A 25,506-nucleotide genomic window follows, 5' to 3' on the forward strand; every position below is an offset into this window, starting at 1 on the left:
CTTTTGGTCTTTACCTCGATGTTTTCTGTGTTTTGTCGGGATGTCTTCACCTCCTTGTTCATTCAAGATTTAAGATTGTTCAGTCCTTTACTTTCGTTAGAAAGCTACTATGACCTCTGCTGACTTCTCTTGATTCATCCGATTATCACTAATCTGATTGTTAATTCAATAACCCTCAAGAGATCTCCCCGGGTAAGCACAACCACTTTCCTCTCATGTAACTGCCAGATTTACTGTATGGGATTCGGGCAGTATTGGACTTTACTTTGATTTGCAAGCTCATCCATCCCAAGTCAGCCTTGTATCTGATTTCTGTTCGTCAGTTCGAGATTTTGCGTCCGACTTCCTTCAGATTCCATGTCACCATGGACACCCTTGTCTTTTGCTAACAGTTCCTACTGCCAAGTCTGTAGTGGACTTTCACCACCTAGTTGTTGCGCATGCCGGGCACACAAATAGAGCTCTCCAAAACTTTTTGGACAGCTCCATTCAAACGATCAGTGGGTTATATTGTTAATTCACTAACAGCATAACCTTTAATATTCATCATCACGGAAACCAAAATCACGTAAATGCGTGGATTTGTTTCGCCAATCCTTTTGCACCTTTACCCAAAGCTCTAAATACACTTTCGAACCAAGAAGCATCTCAATATCTTTTCGTGCACGTATGCCAACTTCTTTTAATAGTGCTCCGCGTTTACCAATCACAATGCCTTTTTGAGAATCTCTTTCCACGATAATCGTAGCTGCAACATGAATTTTATCTTCATTTTCCTCATCTCGGCGAATTTTATCAATAACTACTGCAATAGAATGTGGCACTTCTTCGCGTGTTAAATGTAATACTTTTTCACGAATTAACTCTGAAATAATAAATCGTTCAGGATGGTCTGTCACTTGGTCTGCTGGATAGTACTGTGGACCTTCTGGTAAGTATTTTGTTAATGTTGTCAGCAGATTTTCCACATTATTTCCTTGTAATGCTGAAATCGGTACAATCTCTGCAAAGTTATAGCGTTCTTTGTAGCTCTCAATGATTCCTATTAATTCATCAGGATGGACTTGATCAATTTTATTGATGACTAGAAAGACAGGTGTTGGATTCCCTGCTAACATTTCAAGGATGAATTCATCACCCTTTCCTAGTTTCTGCTCTGCATTGACCATGAACATAATAACATCCACTTCTCGCAATGTATTTTTAGAAACTTTAAGCATGAAATCACCAAGCTTATGCTTAGGTTTGTGGATTCCCGGTGTATCAATAAAAATCATTTGGCTATCATTTGTTGTTAGTACACCTTGTACTTTATTTCGTGTTGTTTGTGGCTTATCACTCATAATCGCAATTTTTTGACCAATAACACGGTTTAAGAATGTTGATTTCCCAACATTTGGTCGACCGATAATGGAGATAAAGCCTGACTTATAGCCAGTATTAGTTTCCAGCATTTTCTAAATCCTCCGTTGTAAATGCAAATGGTAGTAATTCGCCAACTGACGTTACTGTTACATCACCTTTTAAGTTTGTTAAATAGACAGGCATGGAAGGCTCGCAAAACTCTATCATCACTTGACGACAAGCTCCACACGGCGCACATGGACCGTCTGTATCAGCGACAATAGCAATTGCCTGAAAATCATAAATTCCTTCTGATACGGCCTTGAAAAATGCTGTTCGTTCAGCACAATTAGTCATACTATAGCCAGCATTTTCAATATTACAACCATGGATAACCTCGCCGTTTTTTGTTAAAAGGGCTGCACCTACTTTAAATTTTGAATAAGGGACATATGCCTTTTCGCGCGCCTTTTTTGATTCTTCTAGTAATGCATGCATATCAATTGCCATCAAAGTTCTCCTTTTGCTAAATAAATCATAATACTTCAGCTTGCTAATCCTGTATGGTCGAAAAAATGAGTAAAGCTAAAACCATTTCGGCATAAAGATGAGTAATCCGATTATAGCACTGAATATCGCAAATACAAGTACTGCGCCCGCTGCAAGATCTTTCGCTTGCTTTGCTAGTGGATGAATATTCGGTGATGCCAAATCCACAACACGTTCAATTGCAGTGTTCACCATTTCAAGCGCAAACATGAGTGCTATTAGCAAAAGCACAATATACCATTCCATACGTGATAACCCTGTAAAATAGCCAGCAATTAATACAGCTCCTGCACTAAGCAAATGTGACTTAAAGTTTTGCTCTACACAAGCCGTCTTTATCCCTGTAAACGCATAGCCAAAAGAGCGTACATATTTGCGAACATTCATTTAATCTCGTCCTAAGCCAAAAGATTGTAAAATCTCATCCTGCTTACCAAACATAATCTTTTCATCTTCAGGCACCATGTGATCGTAGCCTAATAAATGTAAGAATCCATGGACTGCTAAAAATCCTAATTCCCTTTCAAATGAATGACCATATTCCTGTGCTTGTTCTTTTGTACGATCCGTTGAAATAATGATATCTCCTAAAATACGCGGCATTCCTTCAAAGGTAACTTCTATTTCACCTTCGCCTAATTCCTCTAGAGCAAATGAAATTACATCTGTTGGTTGATCCTTATCACGGTATTCTCGATTTATTTCTTGAATCGCTTCATTTGTAACAAAGGTCACCGACACCTCTGTTTCGGGCTCAATATTTTCTATCTTCGCAGCCTGCTGTAACAGCTGCTCAACAAGCTCCATATGCTCTTTTGCCACTTCATTTGTTTCATCTGTAAAATCAATTGTTAAAATCATAGATCCTCCTACTTATCTGCCTTTGGATATTCAATACGCGAGTGGAAAATTCCATTCAGCGTTTCACAAAGTACTCGCTCTATACATTTTAACTCTTTTATTGAAATATCGCATTCATCAAACTGATGATTCTGTACTCGATCATCAATAATAGCTCGTACAAGCTTATGAATTTTTTCTGCATTAGGTTCCTTCATTGAACGCACTGCCGCTTCAACACTATCCGCCACACTAATCACAGCAGCTTCCTTTGTTTGAGGTTTTGGACCAGGATAGCGGAACTTTGCCTCATCAAAATCTTTTCCTTCTTCCTTTGCTTTGTATAAGAAGAATTTTAACAAACTTGTTCCGTGGTGCTGCAAGGCAATATCAATGATTTCCTGAGGCATTTTATAGCGTTTTAACATTTCAGCACCATCAGTGGTATGTGCAATAATAATTTCTGCACTCGTCTCTGGTGGCAATGAATCGTGTGGATTATTCCCTGACATCTGATTTTCAATAAAAAATGCTGGACGCTTCGTTTTTCCAATATCATGATAATAACACCCAACTCGTGCTAATAAACCGTCTGCCCCAATTTCCTCACATGCAGCTTCTGCTAAATTTGCAACCATTACACTATGATGATATGTTCCGGGTGCTTCCATTAGTAACTTTTTCAGCAATGGATGGTTAGGATTAGAAAGCTCAATTAAACGCAACGATGATAATAGACCAAATGCTGATTCAAAGAATGGTAAAAGACCCATTGTCAGAGCTCCTGAAAGTAAGGCTGATAACATGGCTGCGATAAAATAAAATAGCAACTCAGACAAACCATAGGATGATTGTGTCATCAGTAAATAGAAAGCAATAAATGCTATATTGACTAAACCAATGACACCTACAGCATGTAAAATATGCGAACGTTTTTCCACACTACGCATAAAGAAGATGCTCGCAAAGCCTCCAAAAATAATATAGAGTGTAATTTCCATCTGCATAACAGATGAATACCCCTCTTGAAAAATCACTCCCGCTGATGCAGCCGTCATGACTGTAATCAAAACTGCGGCACGCTCATTCGCTAATAATCTGACCAGCATTGTCGCCAAGGCTGTTGGAAATAGAAATGCAACAGTAACGTCAAAGCCTCCTGAGACTAGGCTGATAAATTTCATCAGCACAACAGAGAGGGTATACACAATACCTGTTACCAATAAGGCATTCCGTTTTTTATGCTCGTCTGCCTCCCAGCGTTCAAACAGAATAAACATAAACATCATTTGCAGGAAGATTAAAATAATAAGACCAGCAATTGGTTTTAAGGATGCTTTATTACTTACCATACCTAAAAGCTCTAATTGACGAAACGCTTCGTTATCTATGATCTGACCTTCCTGTACAATGATTTGGCCTTGAAGAATTCGAGTTGGCTCAATCGATTCTTTTGCCTGCTCCTTACGAATTTTCGTTTGTTCCTCATTAATTGTTTCATTTTCGATAATACTTGTACGCCCAATTAAAACGACAGTATTATAAATTCTATCGGGATAGCCTCGCTGTCCCCGAATTTTCGTTTCAAAATCATTTTGTGCCGCGTATAGATTTTCGGCACGAATGGATTTCTGTAAGTATTCTTGGACTAGCTTAGAAAGTTGAGTACTTGTTCTTGTTAAATCTGCCTCACTTTGTATAAGCAACCCTTCTAGCTGTGAATCCGTAAAGATGATAGGCATTTGATCTGAATCAATGGATTCAAATTTTTTGCGAAGCTGTGCCACTTGGTCCACATTCGGAACCGGCTCTTTGCTTTTCTCAACATCTTTCTTCACTTCAAGTACATAGTCAAATAAAGATGTAACAATGGCAGCACGTTGCTTTGCGACATCCTCTGAAAATTGATAGACTGGCGCAACTGCATTCGCTGCTTTCTCTCGTTCTTGCTGTGTTTTATAAGTGTCTTCAATCGTTTTTGTTGATCGAACTGTTTCAGGCGCTAATTGTAATGGCTTGAAATCATATGTAACACCTTTAACATTGCCATACATAAAGGCAAATTGCAGGGACCCTGTTAAGATGAGAACGACAATTAAAAAATAGCGAAAACCGATTAGTTCAGTTAGTTTTCGAAGTTGTTTCTCCATTCGGCACCTCCTCTATCTATTTACTATCATACCAATTCAAAAAACATTTTTCTCGAAAAATGTATAAGAAAGCAAAAAACAGCTATACAATTTAGTATAGCTGTCACATTTTTTCCCATTTTACAACCAAATTCGCGCTAAAACCATAAATCCGTGTGTATTTTTTAAGCATAAGCATTTCTAATACTACAATCCAAACGTAGTCATTGCGGCATCAGCTGCCATTTCATTTTATAAACCCCGTTGCACCTGCTGTTACGTTTCTCTTCACTTTCGGTGCTTCTTTGGAATGGTTCGCCTATAAAGAGACCATTCTAAAGCTGCTGATCTTCGTAAGCTTGGATGATTTTTGCAACGACTGGATGACGTACTACATCACCTTGCTCTAGTATTTGGAAATGAATTGGTTTAACATATTTTAATGTACGTTCTGCTACAATCAATCCAGATTCTGTATTTTTAGGTAGGTCGATTTGCGTTTTATCGCCAGTAATGACCATTTTTGAGCCAAAGCCCAAACGCGTTAAAAACATTTTCATTTGCGGGTGTGTCGTATTTTGAGCTTCGTCTAAAATGACAAAGGCATCATCTAATGTTCGCCCTCGCATATATGCTAATGGTGCAATTTCAATTGTGCCTCGTTCAATTAGACGCTGTGTTTGCTCTGCTCCATAGATATCATTTAAAGCATCATAGAGTGGTCGTAAATATGGATCCACCTTTTCCTTCAAATCTCCTGGAAGAAAGCCTAAGGACTCTCCTGCTTCTACTGCAGGACGTGTTAAAATAATACGTTTTACGTGTCCATTTTTTAGTGCTTGTGTTGCCATGACTACCGCTAAATACGTTTTCCCAGTACCGGCAGGACCAATACCGAAAACAACGTCTTTATGACGGATTGCTTGTATGTATTCTCGTTGACCAATTGTTTTTGCGCGAATCGGTTTTCCCTTTGTTGTGCGTGCTATTTCTTCATCATAAAGTTCTGCAAAGTATTCGATTGTTCCTTTTTGTGTCATTTCAATAGCTGTTGCCACATCACGTTGATCAATATTAATTCCCTTGCGTATGACCTTTAAAAGTGCATGTAAAAGAAATGTCGCTTGTTCCTTTGCATCCTCTTCACCAGCTAGCTGAATTTGCTCTCCACGTGTAATAATATGAACTTGAAGAGCTTCTTCGATTAATTTCATATTGGCATCGGAAATTCCGAGTAGCATTACCGCTTCGTTAGGATTATCCACTTGTAAAACAGTTAAATGTTCTGACATAATCATTCTCCTTGTTGGCCTTGTATTGGATTTGCAATGTTTTCATTGACTAAAAATAGAACTTTCCCTTCAACTGTACCATTCCCCCACTTTACCTGTAAAAGGTTTTCTTTTTTAATGACCGTTTTCGCAGGTAATGAACGGATAACCTTTTCATGTAATAATGGTAAAAGCAATGAATCAACTTTGGATTTATCAAGCTCCACCTGCATTTTTTTAGTATTCTGTTCTTCCACAATTGAAACATATGGATCAAGCCAGTTCGGTAAATCCTTCTTTTGCACATAGTCAATTTTTTCTGGATGGATGCCCTTCACTAATACACGCCATTGCTTCTGTTGCAGTGTTTCTAACGTTATTTTTGTTGGAATTTTAAAAGAACACTCCAGCCAATAATCAGCATAGACTTCACCTTTTGCACCCACAAACACTTGATCAGTACCACTTTCAATTACACCACTTACAAGAACGTCACCTTCGTAGGCAGTATCATTCACTGAAATTTTCCGTTCACCATTTTGAATATTAAAATGTGTAATAACACCACTTTTCGTTGCAACTAAATGTGAGGCAAGCTTTTCATTCGTTATTTTTGTTTGTTTAGGTGATTCCTGAGGTCGCAAAATAACACGTCCTCCATGCTTTTCAATGTGCACCCATGATAGATCTCGATGCGCTTCTAGTAGCTTCTGACGAATAACAGCATCAGATGGTAAAATTTTTTTTGACATAGGTGTTTCTAATTGAAAGGTTTCTTGAAAGGTGTTGCCAATACGTTGCTCTAATTCTGGTGACGCTGCTTCAATGTCAACACGCCAAATAACTTGTGCACATATCAATGGAATGGCAATCATCATTGCCAAACCAAGTAAAGTCCAAAGCTGTGCTCGAAAAACCTGAAGCTCATCCGCATAATAGACAGCCATCTTTAGTCGGAAATGCCTACGTACACGACGAATCTTTGGCAAATAATGCATCGTCGTTTCAAAGGTAACCTCTTGCTCGCGAAAGACAACACGCTTTAATGGCACATGCTGTACGTGCAATGCTTGAATAAAAGGATGAACATTTTCATGGCGCTTTATACGTATGATAATTGGCCGATTATTCCACATTATCCCTCACACCCATATCCTTTGTCATTTTCACATGAAGTTCCTGTAAATCCTCTACAGAAAGATGAAGCATTTCTTCCTTAAGAGCATGAATGTCCAATGATTTTCCTCGCACCATTATATGAAAGTCAGCATAAATAAAGGAGCATGACGAAGCGTCTGCATGAAGAAAACGATATGGGCCTATAATTTTTAATGTTTCATATTGTGATAATTCAAGCAGCGGCGTCAACTGAAATAATTTTTTCATAAAAAATGCCTCCTTCTTCGGCAATATATGCTTTGAAAAAGGAGGACATGCTAGTTATTTTCTTTTTGCTTTTGGAGGACCTAAAACCTCTGCCATGACAATAGCCTGCATCAAAGATTTTTTTGAATTCGGTAATTGAAAAGCAGAATGTGATTGAGCTGCTTCTTTAATGTTTTTCCCAGCTTCTAAACGACCAACACTTTGTCGATTTGAGGCACGACTCACTGACTCAATTGGAACGATTGGTGGTGCCACGTAGCTAGGCACTTCCTCGTTGCCTTTTTCTTCGACAATGTTCTTTGTCTGTTCTACCTTAGGCTCATTGTTCTTCCACTCGCCTAAAAACTCGCGTGCAAAATCCTCAAAGCTTTGTGGTTTAACAACAGGTCGTTGGGAAGGAACCTCTTCAGCTTTTGCCAAAGTGGTTGGATCAACATGGGAATCTTTATTAAAAGGCGGCATTTGCTTGTGTTCTTTTTTTGTTTTTGATTTACCGAAAATAGAGCTGACTATGGCAATTATCGCAAATATAATTAATTGTTCCATATATTAGTACCGCTCCTTTCCGTTTTTTTAGACGTTAGGTTCATTTGTTTCTGGTTTATCTGAGCTCACTTTAGAAATTGAGTCTCGCATAGCTGTATCCGCTTGAATATTACGATAGTTCATGTAATCCATTATACCAAGATTTCCTGAACGAAGTGCCTCTGCCATCGCTTGTGGTACCTCAGCCTCTGCTTCTACTACTTTGGCTTTCATCTCTTGAACACGGGCAATCATTTCCTGCTCATTTGCGACCGCCATAGCACGACGTTCCTCAGCCTTCGCTTGAGCAATATTTTTATCTGCCTGAGCTTGTTCAATTTGTAATTCTGCACCGATATTTTTGCCGATATCAACATCCGCAATATCAATCGATAAGATTTCAAATGCTGTACCAGAATCTAGGCCCTTAGAAAGAACTGTTTGAGAAATCATATCTGGGTTTTCAAGAACTGTTGTATGACTAGAAGCACTACCGATTGTTGAAACAATCCCCTCACCTACACGGGCAATAACTGTTTCTTCACCAGCACCACCTACTAAACGTTCGATGTTTGCACGTACAGTAATACGTGCCTTCGCTTTTACTTCAATCCCGTTCATCGCAACACCAGCGATAAATGGTGTTTCAATTACTTTAGGGTTTACAGACATTTGCACAGCTTCTAAAACGTCACGTCCTGCTAAATCAATAGCTGCACAGCGTTCAAATGTTAACTCGATATTTGCACGATGGGCTGCGATTAACGCATTGACAACTCTGTCAACATTACCACCTGCTAAGTAGTGGCTTTCAAGTTGATTAATTGTTACAGGTAAACCTGCTTTATGCGCCTTAATTAAAGGATTTACAATTCGTGATGGAATTACTCGACGTAAACGCATTCCGATTAAAGTGAAAATACTAACACGGACACCTGCCGCAAGTGCAGAAATCCACAGTGCTACTGGTACAAATGTAAAGAATACCGCAACCACAATAAATAATAAGACTAGCCCGATAATTGGACTTATTAAGGCTAAATCAAATCCCATTTATTATTCCTCCATCTCTTTTTCTGATGGTCTCACAACAATACGTGAGCCCTCTACTTTAATAATTTCTACATGTTTCCCAGCATCAACATAGCCACCTTCTGATACCACATCAATGCGCTCATTTCCAAATAGTATCGTACCTGCAGGACGAAGGGGTGTAATCGTTTTCCCTACTTTTCCAAGCAACTCCGTGCGGTTTATATTAGACACATAGCCCTCTTCTGTCGTCGTTGCATCCATCAACACTAATTTGTTTAAGACATGCAATTTTTTACCGAAAAATTTCATCAGGATCACCATTCCTATTATAGCAACAACAAGCGCAATGAAAATCGCTATAATCATTTGCATTATGCTTGCACCTGCCAGTATGAGACTTAGTAATATTAGCACGCCACCTAAAATACCAACAATACCACCGGGGACAAAAAACTCTGCAATGACAAGCGCTAAGCCTAAAACGAATAACAGTAAAGATTCATAACCAGCTAAGCCTGCCACCATATGCCCAAAGAAAAATAATCCAAGTGCTGACAATCCCATTGTACCCGGAACACCGAAACCTGGCGAATATAGCTCCATCACAAGTCCTAAGCTAGCAATTGACAATAAAATTGGTACAATAATTGGATTTGTTATAAATCGAGCAAGCTTTTCAGAAAAAGTAGGTTCGATTGATACGATTTCACTACCCTTTAACTTTGTTTTATCTAGTAGCTCCTGGAAATTCGAAGCCGTTCCTTCAGAATACTTAACTTTTTCTGCTTCTGAAGCTGATAACGTTAATAAATTTCCCTTCCCTGCTCGAAATTCTGATAAATCCACAGATACATCTGCCATTGCTCGCGCATATAATGGGTTTCGTTTTTTCGCCTCTGCAGCTGCTTCCATTTGAGCAACCCATGCACTATGAGCCTTTAAATCTGCAGCTTTACCTGCTGAGTCAATCACTGCAGCCGCACCAATTGTTCCATTTGGGACCATATAGATTTCATCTGCATGTAAGGCAAGAAAAGCACCTGCTGAATGGGCATCTCTATTAATAAACGCAATTTTTCTTATAGGCGACGCATCCATTAAAATTGCGATATCCCCTGCTACATTCACGAAACCGCCAGGCGTATGAATGTCTAAAATAATGGCCTCAGCATGATTTTCTTCCGCCTCTTTAAAAGCTCGTTCTAAAAATGCGTGAAGTCCTCGTTCTACTTCATTCTGAATCGGTATGTGATAGACCTTACTACTTGCAAAAGCAGATGTTAGTGGAAACGCTAACAAAAAGGTCATCCAAATAACCAATAAATAGCTGAGGATTCTCCGTCTTCGCATCTTTTTCCCTCCCTTCTTACATGCTTCTCTCTTGTATATACGACTGACCTTGTAAAAAGTTTCACATATTTTTATTATTTTATTATACAGCGAATATATCCTTTGTATGGCATAACATTTGGTACTTCATCATCATTATATGTAAAAAGCCGAATAAATCTGAAAGATTCTTCGGCCTTTTATATGTACGCAAATGAGCTCAATGTAAAATACCTGAAATTAATCAAAAAAGATTAACTTCAGGTATATTTTTGTCTGCTCAGTGAATCATACAATTGCGTGTTATGAACGTAGGGATTTTTAATGGGAAATTAAATTACCACTTACGTTTACGTGCAGCTTCTGATTTCTTTTTACGTTTTACGCTAGGTTTTTCGTAGAACTCGCGCTTTCTAACTTCTTGAATTGTACCACTTTTTGATACAGTACGTTTGAAGCGGCGAAGAGCATCTTCAAGCGATTCGTTTTTGCGAACGACAGTTTTTGACATCTCTCTTTCCCTCCCTCCGAACACACGTCAATACACAAATAGGCAAATAACCAACAGTTGTGTACTAAAGAATTATACCGTATTGTCTAATAATGGTCAATAGAAAGTGTAAGAAATTATCAAGTGAATTTTTGGTTTTATTTTTGGTGGAATTATTAAAACACTTTTAGGTCACAATAAAAATAATTACACTTTCCAATCAATTTAGGGGTTTACAAAAAATAGAATATGGGCGTAGAATAATCACATTCAAAATCATATCGGCCAAATCTCACATGTTGAGAACGGAGGACCCAATCTTTTGGGGTTAATTCTGCAATTGCAGAAGGGATGAGAATCTCTTTCGCCATCCTACCCGCCAGCTAACTTCGTCGGCTAAAGCGAAGGAGGTCATAGTAGACCACCATTAACAGCATGTTTTTCTATGCCTTTACATGCTTTTTAAAAGTAGGTCTTTTTATTTTGCCGTTAAAAGAATTGACTTTTTTATTTACTGCATAGAGGAGAATAAGATGAACACATTTAAAAATACATTAAATCCTCCCAAAATTCTCGTACTTGGTTTTGCACTTATTATTGTAATTGGGACGTTTCTTTTAACACTACCTTTTGCCACTGAGGATGGCAAAGGACTTTCTTTTTTAGATTCATTATTCACTGCTACTTCTGCAACTTGTGTAACGGGGTTAATTGTTGTCGATACAGGTGATACATTTTCTGTCTTTGGTGAAGTAGTCATTTTATCATTAATCCAAATTGGTGGGTTAGGGTTTATGACGTTTGCGACATTATTATTTTTACTGCTTGGAAAAAAAATATCTTTAAAAGAGAGACTGTTACTAAAGGAAGCATTCAACAATATTACCATTGCTGGTCTTGTTAAATTAGTAAAAAGAATATTGCTCTTCACAGCGTTTATTGAAATTATTGGTGGTCTTATTTTATCGATTCGTTTTTCTTTTGACATGCCGATAGGCAAAGCGTTTTATTTTGGTTTTTTTCATGCTATTTCCAATTTCAACAACGCAGGCTTTGATTTAATGGGTGGCTTTAACGGAATGACAGCCTACGTGGATGACCCATTTGTTGTTTTCACAATTTGTGCTCTCATTACAATTGGGGGTTTAGGATTTATTGTGATGAATGAATTGTATGAATATCGGGTGACAAAAAGGCTATCCGTCCATACAAAAATTGTCTTAACAACTACAATACTTTTAACTGTTAGCGCAACGATTTTAATATTTTTGTTCGAATATGGAAATCAAAAAACAATCGGGCCATTATCAGAATGGGGAAAAATGTTAGGTTCTCTTTATCAAGCGGTTACACCAAGAACTGCTGGTTCTAATACACTCGCTATTGGTGACTTAACACATTCAACATTATTTTTAATTGTTCTCTTAATGTTTATTGGAGCTGGGTCTGGATCCACTGCTGGCGGTATTAAAATAACAACTTTCGCTGTTTTAGTAGCTACAATGTGGTCACAGATTAGAGGAAAAGAAGATGTTGTTCTATTTAAACGTAGAATCGTCAACGAAACCATTTTAAAGGCATTGACAGTTTCATTGTGCGGGATGGTGATTGTCGTTGTTGTCACCATTATACTTAGCATTACAGAACAAAAACATAGCTTTATGATGTATTTATTTGAGGCTACCTCTGCATTTGGTACAGTTGGTCTTTCAATGGGGCTGACCCCAGAGCTATCTCCTGTTGGCCGTCTGCTTATTATTCTTACAATGTTCGCGGGCAGACTTGGTCCACTTACTATTGCATTTGCCATTACAAAAAGACGGAAATCAGAAGCTTTTCGTCATCTAAAAGGAAATATTATGATTGGGTAACCAAATTAGAGGAGTGTGCTATATATAATGGCTATTAATCAATATGCCGTAATAGGTTTAGGAAGATTCGGAACAAGTGTCGCCCGTAGATTACATGAAGCAGGACAGGAAATATTGGGAATCGACATTAACGAGGAAAGAGTGGAGGATGCAGAACCCTATGTTACTCATGCCATTGTAGCTGATACAACAGAAGAAAAAGCTTTAATCTCAATTGGAATAGGTAATTTCGATTGCGTCATTGTGGCAATTGGCAACGATATGCAGTCTAGTATTTTAACTGTATCGCTATTAAAAGAATTAGGAATAAAAAAAGTAATTGCCAAGGCATTAGGTAAAAGACATGGGCAAGTGTTAGATAAAGTAGGCGCTGATTGGATTATTTACCCTGAACGAGATATGGGAGAGCGTGTGGCGAATCAGTTGCTGTCCCCAAATATGCTGAATTATATAGAATTATCGAAGGAATACAGTATAGAGGAGATTATGATCCCTTCCAAAATGGCTGGGCAAAATCTTCGAGATTTAGATTTGCGTGCGAAATATAACGTCAGTGTTATTGCCATTGTTCGAGAAGGTGAAATTATTATCTCTCCCTCTCCTGAGCAGAATATTGAAAAGGAAGATTTATTAGTGATGATTGGTCATCGAAAAGACCTTACTTTATTTTCAAATATTCAATAACTTCAAAAAGACTGTTTCAATTTAAACTTGAGACAGCCTTTTTTCTCTCTAGAAAATTTTCTTTCGATCCTTATCATCTTTTAAAATTTCTACAGCCTCTCTAAAACGCTGAGAATGAACGATTTCTCGCTCACGTAAAAACTTCAAGCTATCATTTAAGTCAGTATCATCAGATAAATCGATAATCCATTGATATGTGGCACGAGCCTTTTCTTCAGCTGCAATATCCTCATATAAATCAGCAATCGGGTCGCCTTTCGCCTGAATATAAGTTGCCGTAAATGGCACCCCAGAGGCATTTTGATAAAATAGGGCTTTGTCATGATTCACATAATGGTCACCTAGTCCAGCTTCCTTTAGCATTTCTGGTGTCGCATCTTTTGTTAGTTTGTAAATCATCGTTGCAATCATTTCTAAATGTGAAAATTCCTCTGTCGCTATATCAGTTAATAACCCTACCACTTTATCTGGAATTGTGTAGCGCTGGTTCATATAACGGAGTGCAGCTGCTAATTCACCATCTGCACCCCCATACTGCTCAATTAAAAATTTTGCCAGCATAGGGTTACATGTACTCACTCTGACAGGATATTGGAGTTTCTTTTCATAATACCACAAAAATAAATTCCTCCTAATCACTCATGTTAGACTTGCCATGGCCACGGTGTATCAATCCAATTAAATGGATAGTTAGAATAGCTTCTTCCAAAATTCATAAGGGGACCAAACTTCTTTTCAAAATCTCTCTTCAGCTTCATACTTATTTCAGTTTTTTCATTAAATTGCTGAATGGCATCATAATCATGAGGATGAGTATCTAAATAAAGATTTAACTCCACAATGACAAAATCAATGGCTTGAATTTCTTCAAGTAATGTATAAAATTCGGGCGGCATCTCTTTATTCATTTTTCACCCCTCCTTTTTCAGGATTTGGATAGGGACTGAATAATTGCGGCCATAATGTTCCAGCCATAAGAGCTTCTCTTGGCGATTGAAATTGAGGTAATCCAGGTGGTTGAAATCCCATATACAATTGTGGGGGTGTGGCAAAGCTTTTAACTCTAATAGGCGGACATGGATCAAATGGGCTAATATAAGGCTTCCAATACTTATATTGCGTAAACATCGCTTCCTCCCTTCTGTATTCAATTACATCAGTGGAGTATATGAGGTAGAAAAAATTTTTATTCTGAATAAAAGTCGAAGCGAAATTAGTGTGATGAATTTTAGAAGAAAGATTTGATTGCTCGTTCAATGCAAATAGGCAAGAAAACTCCTCATTGGGCAAACGGACTTTTTAATCCATCTAGCCAAAGTGGAGCTAAAGTACATTCTATTTTCTTTCGATTCTAATCATCATAGCAGAAATTAATCCAATGCTAAGTGTTGTAGCAAGGAGAATAAATGCAAATGTAAAGCTACCCGTTTTCATAAAATAAACAGATATCATAGGCGCAACACTTGTTCCAGCAAATAAAATGACAGTATACATAGATACTGCAATCCCTCCCATGTTCCAACCTAATTGACCCACAAGAGACACTAATGAAGGTACCGCAAGTGCAATTCCACTAACAAATAGAATACTAATTAAGGATAAACCAACGATGTTAGAGATAAAGCCCATCATTAATAAGGAGATAATAGAAAGAGTCAATGCTCCTTTTAGTACTGACAAGACATTCAAACGCTTCGATAATTTCCCCGCAATAGGAGACAGGATCATTCCAAATACACCAATAGATCGAATATAAATCAACTTTTGACTACTCATTCCAAAAGAATTACTTGTAAGGTACTCGCCCAAAATAATATACATACTCACAAAGGACAATAATAGAACGAAAGCAATCATATAACTAAATATCAAATTTCCATTGGTAAAAATAATACCTATCCTTTTCATTGGCTCCCATATATTCTTTGCTTTATTAACAGCTCCACCTTTTGGTAATAACCAAAACACTAGCAAGGCAGTAGCAAGATAAACTAATGACAGAACATAAAAAGTGACATGCCAAGAAGTATGTTCACTCACATAGCCACTAAATACCTGACCCACAATACCAGCTAAGAGAAAACCTGTGCTTATAAAACCTACTGCTCCCACTTTTTTATCGTTTGGAAATACTTCAAGCGTATAAGCAAGTGCCACTGGTGAAAATGTAGCCGCTGCAAGTCCCTGTAATCCTCTTAGTAATAAAATGAAAGAATAATCATTCGTCATACCTAATAGCAACGTTATACAGCTTAATGAAAAAAGACCCATAACAATTACATTTTTTCGTCCATATTTTTCTGATATTGCTCCATAGAAAAAGCATCCTATAGCAAATCCAAGTGAAAAAATACTTGAACTGAGGCCTGCCTTAGACAACGAAATATGAAAATATTCACTGAATAGACTGAGAAGCGGTATTGTCAAATACAAACTAGACATAACTACCATCCCTGTCCAAGATAAAATAATGGTCATCAGAGAATAATTTGCTTGGTTTTCTATAATTACTTTATTCATAAAATAAATCCCCTTTTTTGATTTGATTAACTTATAGTTAGATAATCTAATTATATGTTTAAAAATTAAACTGTATCAACCTAGCTACAGTTTAACGTTCCACCTTTAGTTTTCTCTGCATAGATTTTAATAGTTTATTCACCAACTTTTCAAATACCTTTCGTTCTTCAGGCTCCAAATCAATCATACTAGAAGCACACGAAGCCCAATAAGTTGGCAAAATGTTAGCCACGAAAGCACGCCCTTCATCTGTTAAACTCACATAAATTTTTCTGCGATCTTCTTTGCTATGATTGCGTATAACAAGATTTCTCTTTTCTAACCAATCAATCATTGAAGTTGCTGATGCCCTAGTAATCCCCAAACGTTCAGCTATTGCAGATGGAGTCGCTCTTCTCACATCATGCAGTGTCAACAATAATAGTAGATCTAATTTACTTTCCGTAATTCCAAAAGGAGCTAGCTCAATATCCATTGCATCTAAAACGTAGTCACTTAACCATAACAACATTAATCCTAATTTTGCTTCTTCTTGATCTAAATTACTTGAAGAAGATGCTTGAATAAGCTCAATATATGGATCTAAACCTAATACTGGCAAATCATCTTCATGAGTAAACATTTTTTTAGATTTTGTCATTTAATCACCTTTTTAATTAGATTATCTAACTATTTAATATTCTAACTATAGTCAAAGATAAATGCAAGCAGTTTTCTTGAACCTCTATGACAAATAAATTGAATGATTATTTAAAAAAGAAAGGGCTAGTTCATAACGAACAGCCCTGTAATCCTTGCTATAAAAGTTTTTTTCATTAGGCTTAATAAATAGTATTTATTCCCTTAACTAATGTTAACACTTTTTAACAATGCTACTATTTAAGGTGCTGATTTAAGCTAAACGGCCAACACAGCTATGAAGGAGCTGTCAGAAATGCACCTGTTTCATTTAAAGGAGGACTTATAGGACAGCCCGTCTATTTTTCTATTTGCCTCGATACTGGTAGTACTGCGTGACATTTCCAGCATTAAATTGCTCAGTAATATATTGAACAGCCTCTTGTAGAGATAATTTACTGTTACAAGTAAAAACATCTATTGCCGCATACCCGTATTCTGGCCAAGTATGAATCGTTAAATGTGATTCTTGAATAATAACTACACCGCTAACCCCATAAGGTGAAAAATGATGAAAATGTTCAGTCACAATCGTTGCTTTTGCTTTTTGGGCAGCTTGACACATAATCGTTTTAATTTGTTGCACGTCATTCAGTAATGCACCGTCACACTCATGCAATTCTAATAAAATATGATGGCCTAATGCATGTTGGGATTGTGTTTTCTTTACTGTTCTCTTAATTTGTGAAAACTTTTTATTTTTGCAACTTGGACAACCACTGGATTGAAGCTGATTAATTGTAACGTAATGATTGCCAGTACCAACTGTAAGTGCATATTGACAATGCATACACTGATAAACAACAGATTTTCGCTCAATCTCACCTGTATAAATTGGTCTTGTAAATTTACGGTAATTAGGGATATAGGGAGTCATTTGCTCTGTTGTTTGTAATACAAATAATTGACTTGTAGCCCCTAATATCTGCGCGCCTTCATAGGTATTAATATCATATTGAATACTGTTAATCACAAAGCCCATAGCATGTAAGCCTTGCTGTAATTGCCACTGCTTTTGGTAACTTCGTTTCGCGTAGGAAAAAAACACATGCCGCATTGCTTCTGGCTTCAGTGCATTAATTGTACGTGATAAAAAAAGCTGTGCGCCAATTAAAGTATATGGTGTATCTGTGTATACGCAATCAAACTGATGGGCATATCGATTTGGCAAGGGCTCCTGAACATTATAATAATCTGTTCTAATCGGAAGCTCATAATCTTTAGCTATTTTGCTAATTGTGCTCAAAACTCGCCTATCAATATCTAACACAACTATTTTAGTTGTAGAATGTGGAGCAATTTTCTTAAGTAAAAACGCTAGAGCAATACTGATGAAATCGTCATCGCCTAAACACAAAATATGCTTATTGAATAGCATCGAATAATCTAACGCAAGCAATGCCCGTTTTAATGCTGTCTCAACTGTACATTTGGCTTGATCAATTGCCACATCAGCTGTAGGTCTAGCATCATAAATATAGCTTAATTCGCTTGTATTTTGTGTAATCCATTCTATTCGAAATGCATCATCTGTCGTTAATTGAAGGTAGAGATCCGCATCGGCACCTGACAGTTGAAAATATTGCGAAATGGCTAGCTGCCCCTTTTTCGTTAAGCTGTGTTTCCCCCAGCCCTTTTTAGCAAATTCCTTTTTCATTGCTGAAACGATAGGTATCGGTAAGTCTGTCATATAAGCTAAAGATTTAGTTGTACAATTATTATGGAAATATAAAGCAAGCAAAGCTTTCTCTAATGTGTGATAGTGTTCTTCAAGCTGCATGTCAGCTGTAATTTGTTGTAATTGTTTTTGCATTGTAGATTCGTCCTCTCAATTTTAATAAGTAAAAAATTAAAATTGTCTAAATCAACGAATAGAAAAACGCGACTAAAATTAGTCGCGTTAAATGTTTATACAAAGCTAACTAATTCTAATCTTGCTTTATTTGCACAACAAATAGCACCCAAGACGGGCGATTTATTTGACAAAATTAAGCTATTATGTTGATTCAGATTAGAATTCTACAATTAACAAAAAGTTCACCCTTTAATGAAATAGTACTTCTATTATAGAATAAGTAAAAAAAATTCTCAAGCCTATTGGAATGGCCAAATAAATGCAAACGGGACTAGTTCATAGAGAACAGCCCCGTAGCTCTTACTATATAAGGATTTTCATTACTATTAATAATTAGAATCTGAAATTAAGCCATTCATAATTGCTACACCCGAGCTTGCTCCAATACGAGTAGCCCCTGCCTCAATCATCTTTTTCATATCCTCTAAGCTTCGTACACCACCAGAAGCTTTTACACCTAGCTCTGGACCCACCGTTTTACGCATTAAAGCAATATCCTCTGCTGTTGCGCCACCAGTAGAAAAACCTGTTGACGTTTTCACATAATCTGCTCCTGCTGCCACTGATAATTCACATGCCTTCACTTTCTCTTCCTCTGTTAGTAAGCATGCTTCAATAATAACCTTCACAAGTGCACTACCTTTTGCCGCTTTAACCACTGCTGCAATATCAGCTTGTACAACATCATATTTTTTATCCTTTAATGCACCGATATTAATGACCATATCCACTTCTTTTGCACCATTCGCAATTGCATCTTTTACCTCAAATGCTTTGACCGCTGATGTACTAGCACCAAGCGGGAAACCAATAACTGTACACACTAAAACGTCGGATCCTTGTAATAATTCACTGCTGTACTTAACCCATGTCGGATTTACACATACTGAAGCAAAGCTAAATTGTTTTGCCTCAGCACAAAGTTTTTCAATTTGTTCTTGCGTAGCCTCAGCCTTTAATAAAGTATGATCAATCATACGTGCAAAATTTTGTCCCATTTTAAAACTCTCCTTCGCATTCCAAGATGTACGTACCTCTTGGAATCATATCATTTTTTAACGATAACGTCTAATTTCTTTTATTTAATCAATGGTTAGACTTGCTTACATTCATTACTAAATAGAGATTCTTACTTTAACTCTGCTTCTTTTGATCAATTTGCTCTGATTTATTCTTTTTTGATCAGCTTTCTCCCATTTTCGCTCTGCTTCATACTTTTTTGATCAGCCTGCCCTCATTTTCGCTCTGCTTCATACTTTTTTTGATCAGCTTCCCCTCATTTCCGCTCTGCTTCATTCTCTTTTCGATCAGCTTACTATAATTCTCGCTCTGCGCTTTTACCCTTCACAAAACAAAAAGGATTGCCCTATCAAAAAAGGCAATCCTTTTATTTATTTAACTGCTTCCAACACACGCACAAATTGTCCTTTAGAATGAGGGTATCCTGCTTGTGTAATTTTCACCTTCACAAGCTGTCCAATTAGACTCTCAGGGCCTTCAAAGACTACTTTTAAGTAATTATCTGTATAGCCTGTTAGTAATCCTTCTTCCTCACTACCATCATGAACAAACTCTTCTGGAATAACCTCCAAAACTTGATCTTCAAAACGAGAGGCATATTCCTTCGCCAACTGGTCATTTAATGCAATTAAGCGGTGAACACGTTCGTTTTTAATTTCCTCATCAATTTGATCCTCCATACGTGCAGCTGGTGTTCCTGTACGTGGAGAGAATGGAAATACATGCAGCTCAGAGAATTTATGATCTCGAATAAAGTTATACGTTTCCATAAATTCTTCTTCCGTCTCACCTGGGAAACCTACAATGACGTCAGAAGTAACAGCTAAGTCTGGCAATGCCTCATGTAATTTTGTTAAGCGCTCACCAAAGAATTCCATTGTATATTTACGACGCATGCGTTTTAAAACAGTGTCTGAACCTGATTGGATTGGAATGTGTAAGTGATTAACAACAATATTTGATTCACGTAAAACTTCAATGACTTCGTCTGTTAATTGACTAGCCTCAATTGAAGAAATACGTAAGCGTTTTAAGCCTTTCACATTCGCTTCTAAATCACGTAGTAACTGCGCTAAGTTATAATCTTTTAAGTCTTGTCCATAGCCACCTGTATGAATGCCTGTTAGTACAATTTCAAGATAGCCTGCGTCCACTAATTGTTGTGCTTGGTGCAATACTTCCTTAGGATCTCGGGAACGCATTAACCCACGAGCCCATGGAATAATACAAAAAGTACAGAAGTTATTACAGCCCTCTTGAATTTTTAAAGATGCACGTGTACGGTCTGTAAATGCAGGTACATCTAATTCCTCATAGACACGATTTTTCATAATGTTGCGTACAGCATTAATTGGTTGTCGTTCAGTACGATATTGATCAATATAGCCAAGTAACTTTGTACGATCCTGTGTTCCTACAACAATATCTACACCAGGAATAGCCATTATTTCTGCTGGAGACGTTTGAGCGTAGCAACCTGTAACACAAATGACAGCATCAGGATTTTGACGAATAGCTCGACGAATTACCTGACGTGATTTTTTATCTCCAGTATTTGTTACAGTACATGTATTTATGACATAAACGTCTGCTTGGTGATCAAATTCAGTACGCTCATAGCCTTGTTCCTTAAACAGCTGCCAAATAGCTTCTGTTTCATAATGGTTTACTTTACAACCTAGAGTATATAGAGATACGGTTTTCGGAAGCTCGTAGCTCATAATATATATCATCCTTTCAACATCACATTACACTGTGTTTCTTAACTTTTTATTTTTTAATGTACTTAATTTAGATACGTGAACTATAATAACACAATCCTTTTAAAATCAATACTTTTAAGATTTAAAAGACCACTCATCATGAAGTGGTCATTTTTTTCTAATTTTTAGTTATCTCATTAGTATTTTAGAATTTTACAGAAGTAATAGTAGCAAACTACATTCTAAAATCATGTGAATTATCAAGACCTAAATTGAAAGAAGATAGATAAATCAAAGGGCATAACATAATAGTCATATAAAATATGTTATAATCCTTTCTTCTTCAACTAAAGCACTCCGTTAGCCATCCATGTAGCGCAAAATCAACACTACACCACAGAAAATGAAAGTTTTTTACGTTCTTTCATGGGAGTTTAAGAAGAACAGCGAGGCTTATTCAACAATCGCGACCAATTGTTTGAATATCAAAAAATTAAAAAGCTTCAAATATTGATCTGTAGGTTTGAGTATAAAAATAACTAAATACCAAAGACCTCCAATTAATAAAGTGTTTGGTTTATATTTAGTTTGTTATTTTAATAAACGATTCTTCTTCATTCTTCAATAGGAATTGAACGGTATATTTGTCATCTTGAATTACCTCTTTCGTTTCCGGTAATGCTAAGTAATCTTGAACAGCCTTTTCAATTACTTTTATTATTTCTTCAGAAGGTGGTTGATTAAAATCCGTTTTTATTGAAACCTAGGAGTGTCCTTTCCTCACTTTATAGGATAGCCCAGTCAGTTGATAAGTCGACTTCCCAGCCATTGCATCATAAATATCAGATGAAATATATGCCCAACGATTATCTTGTCTTCGATGTTCGAAGTTAAAAGTCGTCACTTCAATATCCTTTACATTCAATTTTTGGGATTTTATTTCTTTTTCGATATCCGCAATAATTTGTTCTGACTGTTGAATATGGTCAGGCATATCAATTAAAACAATATTGGAAAACCATGTTCTTTTAAACCCAGCTAATTCATAATCAGCTTCCTGGGCATATCCATAGGCTGTGAATACTCGCTTCACAATTTCGCATACCTAGTGCTTTTCTTCCGTTATTAGATTATTTCATTGTTACATTTCAGTCGTAAGTTATTTACTTTTTCTCTACACCACTACATTGCGTCTACCTATTCCGCCACTGTCTCATCATAATAAAAAGCCACTCCAAAATTGGATGTGACTTAATACATTGGATTAATCAAATTCTACTATATCTTGCACTACCGATACCTTATAAACATTTTTGGTATTAATTAATATCGTTTTATAATTTTCTGTTTCAGTAAATGAATACCATGACTTCTCATTGAAGCCATTAGAAATTTCTTCTGCAAATGTTTCTTGTCCAATATTAGACTTGATTTTATATTCTTCTTCGCGTCTTTCGTCAAAGTAAAACTTTACTTTATATTCATAATCCATTAACCAACACCCCCATCTACCTATATAATGGGACAAATGGGATTGAAGTAATCAATAGAAATATGAAGAACAATAAAAAGCCACACCTAGTTAGGCATGACCTTCATTTCTCTTAATGACCTGTTTAGTCTTCCAATGTACTACAAAGCTTATAATCGACACTACGATAGCTACTACATATAATGTTGATGTTAAATAATGTACTTGTTCAATTCCTTTACTTAGGACAAACTTTATAAAAAAGAAAGTTGATACTAACATAGATATTACTGTAACCATATTAGAATATTTTACTTTGTTTTTCACACTCATTTATTTCACCGCCTACAACATAAATCATAATACGTACGGAATGATATGTCACTACTAGAAAAATAAAACAGAAATAAGACTACCCAATTTAGTAGTCTCATTTACTTGTTCTTTCATAATAAAAAGCTAACCTTTTCAGGCGTGACTTTAGTTATCACCTAACGTTATGCCCTTGATAGCGTATCTCTATTTTTAAATCTTTTTCTAAGACCATCCTAAGATAAATATCGCAATTCCTTTCTACAACTATGCATATTATAGACATAGAAAGGAGGGAAATTATTATGTCGCAAAATTATGGTAATGGTTATGGCTCTGGTTCATCATTTGCTCTAATTGTAGTTCTTTTCATCCTTCTGATTATTGTCGGCGCTAGTTTCATCCGTTATTAATAACCAATACTACCGCATCTAATGCTCATAACTATTTGGAAACTTATCCGTTACACCTTCAAATCTTTAGTAAGGTCACTATCCTCCGTGTGGCCTTTTTAATTCATTAATGTTTATTATTATGGAACCGTATAAAGAATTGTCACAGCAACTCCTTCTTGTAACGCTCCTCCTCCCGTTGCTGTAATTCTTACAGATAATAAATCACATTTATTCACAGGTAAGTTTGCTGTTGTTGAAGCACAACAGTTTCGAATGTCGGTACTACTAGGGCCTGTTACGGTTGCGATTACCCCTGTTGATATTAGTGAATCAGAGAAAGCACAACTTCTACTTAATACAATCTCAGCTGACGCTGTAGCATTAGCAGGTAACGTATTATTTCTAATGCTAAAAACCATTCCTACTATAGTTGCATTTTGTGGTATAACTACTGAACTCCGTGGGAATGTTGCAGATGTAGTTCCTAAACCAATAAATTGACCATTAGGTGGCTGCGCTTCGTCTGACGCTAAATAAAGTTCATGTACTTGGCCTCCACCATTTGGAGGCGGCACCATCCCATTCATATCTACCTTTTGACATGGAACCTTAAATCTAAAGAGACACTTGCTTTTTTCACAACAAAAATCATCACATTTATTTCCATGGTGACCACCTTGATTACAACCTCTACAACTCATTTTTCTCCTCCTCCTTGTTTTTACTACATTATTCTAAGAAGGATAAAGGAAATAGACGATTGACTATATCCTTTTAAGGATAATTAATTGGTTAAAAAAAAAGACCACTATTTAGTGGTCTTTTGAACAAAGGGATATAAAAATGTGTATGAATAATTTTTTAGTGGCTGCGCATCCACTTCTAACATCCTATTCCTACATATGGCATTTAACATAGGCAAATACCTATTCTAATTACACAAAAGACACTACAATTTTGTGCAGCCTCTTGCTGAATTAATGGAAGTTATACATTACTTGTTTCCGACACAGGCACAAGCAACCTGTTTGTTATTGTAAGACGTTTACTTGGCGTATTTCTGTACGCTTTTTGATACTACTATCATATTTTGATTATACAATAGGTTCAATAATTTAATTACAACTTAACATTATATTAAGTTGGGAAATTATTCCTTGAGTAGGATTTACTTTTTTTGCATACTTAACCATTTTTATAATTTGAGCGTGTTTGTTGTAGATATAATTCGGACTTTTCCCTAACTCATCTACAATGGATATAAGCGTTTTACCTTCCACATGATGTTTGTACAATATAAGATTATCTAATCCTCTGAATGAATTAATTAACTCTTTCATATTTTCCAAATCATTCATTTTATGTGCTAATTCACGTTCAGTAGCTTCAATTATTTCTTCTAATTGAGCACCATGACTTTCAGAAGTTAATTTAATTTTTATTAAATCACTATGTACCCATCTTTTTAATTCATTTTTAGATCGAATCAAACTATGTTCAAGGTATGTGATTTCATCCTCTAATATTTGGTAATCCTGTAACCATTTCATATGCTGGCCTGCCTTTCTTGTTTTTCTTTGAATTGCATATTACATTTCTTGATTTTCAATCTTTTAATTTGGTTAGAATAATCTCTAACAGGAGGTGATAGTATGTCTAACTTCTTAGGAGAACTTACTCCAGATGATAAAGATGTTATCCAAGCTGCTATCGATGAGTTTTTAAAATTTGGTTACAAATTAATTGATGAAAATAAAACCGCTTCCCTTTATAAAAGATCAGCAACGACTTTTAAAGAGAAGTTCGAAAATAATTCAGTTTCATTTACAACTGACGAATTACGTATTTTACATCATTCCCTTGTATTACTTCGAGATAATATGAACGAGGCTGATTCTTTAGGTTACGTTGACCAAACCATGAAAGCTAAATTTACCACCACATTTGATAAATTGATGCCAAGCCTTGAAGTTTTCTTAAAGTAATATTGTTAACCTGTGATATAATGCTTTAGGACAAACCGTAAAGGGTAACCAATTCTGAGCTAACGTGTAAAGACGCTGCTGCTTTTTTAATGTATAGGTAACTTTAATTTGTAC

At 36.4% G+C, this 25,506-nt stretch carries 28 protein-coding genes and 1 riboswitch; of the genes, 4 read left to right on the plus strand and 24 right to left on the minus strand.

The genetic code is table 11. The features are described from left to right. Positions 1-536: 536 nt before the first annotated feature. The 12 genes from era to rpsU form a co-directional block, all read right to left on the minus strand. Entirely contained in the window at positions 537-1,454 is a 918-nt protein-coding gene (gene era, locus QNH24_RS17150) for a GTPase Era (RefSeq protein WP_283868745.1), read from the minus strand. Continuing rightward, positions 1,441-1,854: a cytidine deaminase gene (locus tag QNH24_RS17155; RefSeq protein ID WP_283868746.1), complete on the minus strand. Its 414-nt coding sequence runs from the start codon at positions 1,852-1,854 to the stop codon at positions 1,441-1,443. Before QNH24_RS17155 ends, era begins: the two co-directional genes overlap by 14 nt. 75 nt (positions 1,855-1,929) lie before the next feature. Beyond that, entirely contained in the window at positions 1,930-2,280 is a 351-nt protein-coding gene (locus QNH24_RS17160) for a diacylglycerol kinase family protein (protein ID WP_054771149.1), read from the minus strand. Continuing rightward, positions 2,281-2,754: an rRNA maturation RNase YbeY gene (gene ybeY, locus QNH24_RS17165; RefSeq protein WP_054771148.1), complete on the minus strand. Its 474-nt coding sequence runs from the start codon at positions 2,752-2,754 to the stop codon at positions 2,281-2,283. It abuts the gene before it with no gap. A gap of 8 nt (positions 2,755-2,762) precedes the next feature. Beyond that, positions 2,763-4,883, minus strand: coding sequence for an HD family phosphohydrolase (locus tag QNH24_RS17170; protein ID WP_283868747.1), 2,121 nt, complete (start codon positions 4,881-4,883; stop codon positions 2,763-2,765). 314 nt (positions 4,884-5,197) lie between these two features. Further along, entirely contained in the window at positions 5,198-6,154 is a 957-nt protein-coding gene (locus QNH24_RS17175; protein ID WP_283868748.1) for a PhoH family protein, read from the minus strand. Between the two features lie 2 nt (positions 6,155-6,156). Further along, complete coding sequence (locus QNH24_RS17180) at positions 6,157-7,269, minus strand: sporulation protein YqfD (protein ID WP_283868749.1); 1,113 nt, start codon at positions 7,267-7,269, stop codon at positions 6,157-6,159. Beyond that, positions 7,259-7,519 carry a hypothetical protein gene (locus QNH24_RS17185; RefSeq protein WP_283868750.1) on the minus strand — a complete coding sequence of 87 codons (261 nt, stop codon included), beginning with the start codon at positions 7,517-7,519 and terminating at the stop codon, positions 7,259-7,261. The genes QNH24_RS17180 and QNH24_RS17185 overlap by 11 nt, the downstream gene beginning before the upstream one ends. Positions 7,520-7,573: 54 nt before the next feature. Then, positions 7,574-8,065, minus strand: a complete 492-nt coding sequence (locus QNH24_RS17190; RefSeq protein ID WP_283868751.1) for a YqfB family membrane protein — start codon at positions 8,063-8,065, stop codon at positions 7,574-7,576. 27 nt (positions 8,066-8,092) lie between these two features. Then, on the minus strand, positions 8,093-9,097 hold the full coding sequence (gene floA, locus QNH24_RS17195; RefSeq protein ID WP_283868752.1) for a flotillin-like protein FloA: 1,005 nt from the start codon (positions 9,095-9,097) through the stop codon (positions 8,093-8,095). A 3-nt stretch (positions 9,098-9,100) separates the two neighbouring features. Continuing rightward, positions 9,101-10,429, minus strand: a complete 1,329-nt coding sequence (locus tag QNH24_RS17200) for an NfeD family protein (protein ID WP_283868753.1) — start codon at positions 10,427-10,429, stop codon at positions 9,101-9,103. Between the two features lie 316 nt (positions 10,430-10,745). Continuing rightward, a complete protein-coding gene (rpsU, locus tag QNH24_RS17205; RefSeq protein WP_004227078.1) occupies positions 10,746-10,919 on the minus strand; it encodes a 30S ribosomal protein S21 in 174 nt (57 codons plus the stop codon). Positions 10,920-11,171: 252 nt separating this feature from the next. Beyond that, positions 11,172-11,311, plus strand: a riboswitch (cyclic di-AMP (ydaO/yuaA leader). Between the two features lie 120 nt (positions 11,312-11,431). Here rpsU and QNH24_RS17210 point away from each other — a divergent pair. Both QNH24_RS17210 and QNH24_RS17215 read left to right on the plus strand, forming a co-directional pair. Beyond that, positions 11,432-12,769, plus strand: coding sequence for a TrkH family potassium uptake protein (locus QNH24_RS17210; protein ID WP_283868754.1), 1,338 nt, complete (start codon positions 11,432-11,434; stop codon positions 12,767-12,769). Positions 12,770-12,796: 27 nt separating this feature from the next. Beyond that, entirely contained in the window at positions 12,797-13,453 is a 657-nt protein-coding gene (locus QNH24_RS17215; protein WP_283868755.1) for a potassium channel family protein, read from the plus strand. A gap of 48 nt (positions 13,454-13,501) precedes the next feature. On the opposite strand, the gene QNH24_RS17220 is transcribed toward QNH24_RS17215, so the two are convergent. From QNH24_RS17220 to QNH24_RS17265, 10 genes are all read right to left on the minus strand, one after another. Continuing rightward, positions 13,502-14,071 (minus strand): manganese catalase family protein, encoded by a 570-nt coding sequence (locus tag QNH24_RS17220; RefSeq protein WP_054771145.1) that lies wholly within the window; start codon positions 14,069-14,071, stop codon positions 13,502-13,504. A 26-nt stretch (positions 14,072-14,097) separates the two neighbouring features. Beyond that, positions 14,098-14,361, minus strand: a complete 264-nt coding sequence (locus tag QNH24_RS17225) for a spore coat protein CotJB (RefSeq protein WP_283868756.1) — start codon at positions 14,359-14,361, stop codon at positions 14,098-14,100. Then, positions 14,354-14,581, minus strand: a complete 228-nt coding sequence (locus tag QNH24_RS17230) for a spore coat associated protein CotJA (RefSeq protein ID WP_283868757.1) — start codon at positions 14,579-14,581, stop codon at positions 14,354-14,356. Before QNH24_RS17230 ends, QNH24_RS17225 begins: the two co-directional genes overlap by 8 nt. A 207-nt stretch (positions 14,582-14,788) precedes the next feature. Next, the gene (locus QNH24_RS17235) at positions 14,789-15,973 is read right to left on the minus strand and encodes an MFS transporter (RefSeq protein WP_283868758.1); all 1,185 of its coding nucleotides are present in this window, start codon (positions 15,971-15,973) and stop codon (positions 14,789-14,791) included. Between the two features lie 91 nt (positions 15,974-16,064). Further along, the gene (locus QNH24_RS17240; protein ID WP_283868759.1) at positions 16,065-16,613 is read right to left on the minus strand and encodes a MarR family winged helix-turn-helix transcriptional regulator; all 549 of its coding nucleotides are present in this window, start codon (positions 16,611-16,613) and stop codon (positions 16,065-16,067) included. A gap of 345 nt (positions 16,614-16,958) precedes the next feature. Further along, positions 16,959-18,464, minus strand: a complete 1,506-nt coding sequence (gene speD / locus QNH24_RS17245) for an adenosylmethionine decarboxylase (RefSeq protein WP_283868760.1) — start codon at positions 18,462-18,464, stop codon at positions 16,959-16,961. Between the two features lie 368 nt (positions 18,465-18,832). Continuing rightward, positions 18,833-19,504 (minus strand): deoxyribose-phosphate aldolase, encoded by a 672-nt coding sequence (gene deoC, locus QNH24_RS17250; RefSeq protein WP_283868761.1) that lies wholly within the window; start codon positions 19,502-19,504, stop codon positions 18,833-18,835. Positions 19,505-19,897: 393 nt separating this feature from the next. Further along, positions 19,898-21,247 (minus strand): tRNA (N(6)-L-threonylcarbamoyladenosine(37)-C(2))-methylthiotransferase MtaB, encoded by a 1,350-nt coding sequence (gene mtaB / locus QNH24_RS17255; protein ID WP_283868762.1) that lies wholly within the window; start codon positions 21,245-21,247, stop codon positions 19,898-19,900. A 745-nt stretch (positions 21,248-21,992) separates the two neighbouring features. Continuing rightward, positions 21,993-22,322, minus strand: a complete 330-nt coding sequence (locus QNH24_RS17260; protein ID WP_283868763.1) for a hypothetical protein — start codon at positions 22,320-22,322, stop codon at positions 21,993-21,995. Positions 22,323-22,493: 171 nt separating this feature from the next. Beyond that, the gene (locus tag QNH24_RS17265; RefSeq protein ID WP_283868764.1) at positions 22,494-22,721 is read right to left on the minus strand and encodes a hypothetical protein; all 228 of its coding nucleotides are present in this window, start codon (positions 22,719-22,721) and stop codon (positions 22,494-22,496) included. A gap of 596 nt (positions 22,722-23,317) precedes the next feature. On the opposite strand from QNH24_RS17265, the gene QNH24_RS17270 reads away from it, so the two are divergent. Then, positions 23,318-23,425, plus strand: coding sequence for a YjcZ family sporulation protein (locus QNH24_RS17270; RefSeq protein ID WP_283868765.1), 108 nt, complete (start codon positions 23,318-23,320; stop codon positions 23,423-23,425). Positions 23,426-23,544: 119 nt separating this feature from the next. Here QNH24_RS17270 and QNH24_RS17275 read toward each other — a convergent pair whose 3' ends face one another. Both QNH24_RS17275 and QNH24_RS17280 read right to left on the minus strand, forming a co-directional pair. Then, positions 23,545-24,108 carry a hypothetical protein gene (locus tag QNH24_RS17275; RefSeq protein WP_283868766.1) on the minus strand — a complete coding sequence of 188 codons (564 nt, stop codon included), beginning with the start codon at positions 24,106-24,108 and terminating at the stop codon, positions 23,545-23,547. A gap of 414 nt (positions 24,109-24,522) precedes the next feature. Further along, complete coding sequence (locus QNH24_RS17280; RefSeq protein ID WP_283868767.1) at positions 24,523-24,957, minus strand: hypothetical protein; 435 nt, start codon at positions 24,955-24,957, stop codon at positions 24,523-24,525. 102 nt (positions 24,958-25,059) lie between these two features. On the opposite strand from QNH24_RS17280, the gene QNH24_RS17285 reads away from it, so the two are divergent. Then, entirely contained in the window at positions 25,060-25,392 is a 333-nt protein-coding gene (locus QNH24_RS17285; RefSeq protein ID WP_283868768.1) for a hypothetical protein, read from the plus strand. Positions 25,393-25,506: the final 114 nt, after the last annotated feature.

The sequence above is a fragment of the Lysinibacillus pakistanensis genome (assembly GCF_030123245.1).
GTDB lineage: Bacteria > Bacillota > Bacilli > Bacillales_A > Planococcaceae > Lysinibacillus > Lysinibacillus pakistanensis.

What these genes read in the sequence shown, in the direction of transcription:
- QNH24_RS17180 (WP_283868749.1), bottom strand. Translation starts at nt 7,269, where the DNA reads ATGTGGAATAATCGGCCAATTATCATACGTATAAAGCGCCATGAAAAT.
- QNH24_RS17280 (WP_283868767.1), bottom strand. Translation starts at nt 24,957, where the DNA reads ATGAAATGGTTACAGGATTACCAAATATTAGAGGATGAAATCACATAC.
- QNH24_RS17270 (WP_283868765.1), top strand. Translation starts at nt 23,318, where the DNA reads ATGTCGCAAAATTATGGTAATGGTTATGGCTCTGGTTCATCATTTGCT.
- QNH24_RS17285 (WP_283868768.1), top strand. Translation starts at nt 25,060, where the DNA reads ATGTCTAACTTCTTAGGAGAACTTACTCCAGATGATAAAGATGTTATC.
- era (WP_283868745.1), bottom strand. Translation starts at nt 1,454, where the DNA reads ATGCTGGAAACTAATACTGGCTATAAGTCAGGCTTTATCTCCATTATC.
- QNH24_RS17175 (WP_283868748.1), bottom strand. Translation starts at nt 6,154, where the DNA reads ATGTCAGAACATTTAACTGTTTTACAAGTGGATAATCCTAACGAAGCG.
- QNH24_RS17225 (WP_283868756.1), bottom strand. Translation starts at nt 14,361, where the DNA reads ATGAATAAAGAGATGCCGCCCGAATTTTATACATTACTTGAAGAAATT.
- QNH24_RS17210 (WP_283868754.1), top strand. Translation starts at nt 11,432, where the DNA reads ATGAACACATTTAAAAATACATTAAATCCTCCCAAAATTCTCGTACTT.
- QNH24_RS17265 (WP_283868764.1), bottom strand. Translation starts at nt 22,721, where the DNA reads ATGGATTATGAATATAAAGTAAAGTTTTACTTTGACGAAAGACGCGAA.
- speD (WP_283868760.1), bottom strand. Translation starts at nt 18,464, where the DNA reads ATGCAAAAACAATTACAACAAATTACAGCTGACATGCAGCTTGAAGAA.
- QNH24_RS17170 (WP_283868747.1), bottom strand. Translation starts at nt 4,883, where the DNA reads ATGGAGAAACAACTTCGAAAACTAACTGAACTAATCGGTTTTCGCTAT.
- QNH24_RS17235 (WP_283868758.1), bottom strand. Translation starts at nt 15,973, where the DNA reads ATGAATAAAGTAATTATAGAAAACCAAGCAAATTATTCTCTGATGACC.
- QNH24_RS17230 (WP_283868757.1), bottom strand. Translation starts at nt 14,581, where the DNA reads ATGTTTACGCAATATAAGTATTGGAAGCCTTATATTAGCCCATTTGAT.
- QNH24_RS17155 (WP_283868746.1), bottom strand. Translation starts at nt 1,854, where the DNA reads ATGGCAATTGATATGCATGCATTACTAGAAGAATCAAAAAAGGCGCGC.
- QNH24_RS17185 (WP_283868750.1), bottom strand. Translation starts at nt 7,519, where the DNA reads ATGAAAAAATTATTTCAGTTGACGCCGCTGCTTGAATTATCACAATAT.
- QNH24_RS17190 (WP_283868751.1), bottom strand. Translation starts at nt 8,065, where the DNA reads ATGGAACAATTAATTATATTTGCGATAATTGCCATAGTCAGCTCTATT.
- QNH24_RS17200 (WP_283868753.1), bottom strand. Translation starts at nt 10,429, where the DNA reads ATGCGAAGACGGAGAATCCTCAGCTATTTATTGGTTATTTGGATGACC.
- QNH24_RS17215 (WP_283868755.1), top strand. Translation starts at nt 12,797, where the DNA reads ATGGCTATTAATCAATATGCCGTAATAGGTTTAGGAAGATTCGGAACA.
- QNH24_RS17240 (WP_283868759.1), bottom strand. Translation starts at nt 16,613, where the DNA reads ATGACAAAATCTAAAAAAATGTTTACTCATGAAGATGATTTGCCAGTA.
- QNH24_RS17275 (WP_283868766.1), bottom strand. Translation starts at nt 24,108, where the DNA reads ATGAGTTGTAGAGGTTGTAATCAAGGTGGTCACCATGGAAATAAATGT.
- QNH24_RS17160 (WP_054771149.1), bottom strand. Translation starts at nt 2,280, where the DNA reads ATGAATGTTCGCAAATATGTACGCTCTTTTGGCTATGCGTTTACAGGG.
- mtaB (WP_283868762.1), bottom strand. Translation starts at nt 21,247, where the DNA reads ATGAGCTACGAGCTTCCGAAAACCGTATCTCTATATACTCTAGGTTGT.
- rpsU (WP_004227078.1), bottom strand. Translation starts at nt 10,919, where the DNA reads ATGTCAAAAACTGTCGTTCGCAAAAACGAATCGCTTGAAGATGCTCTT.
- deoC (WP_283868761.1), bottom strand. Translation starts at nt 19,504, where the DNA reads ATGGGACAAAATTTTGCACGTATGATTGATCATACTTTATTAAAGGCT.
- ybeY (WP_054771148.1), bottom strand. Translation starts at nt 2,754, where the DNA reads ATGATTTTAACAATTGATTTTACAGATGAAACAAATGAAGTGGCAAAA.
- floA (WP_283868752.1), bottom strand. Translation starts at nt 9,097, where the DNA reads ATGGGATTTGATTTAGCCTTAATAAGTCCAATTATCGGGCTAGTCTTA.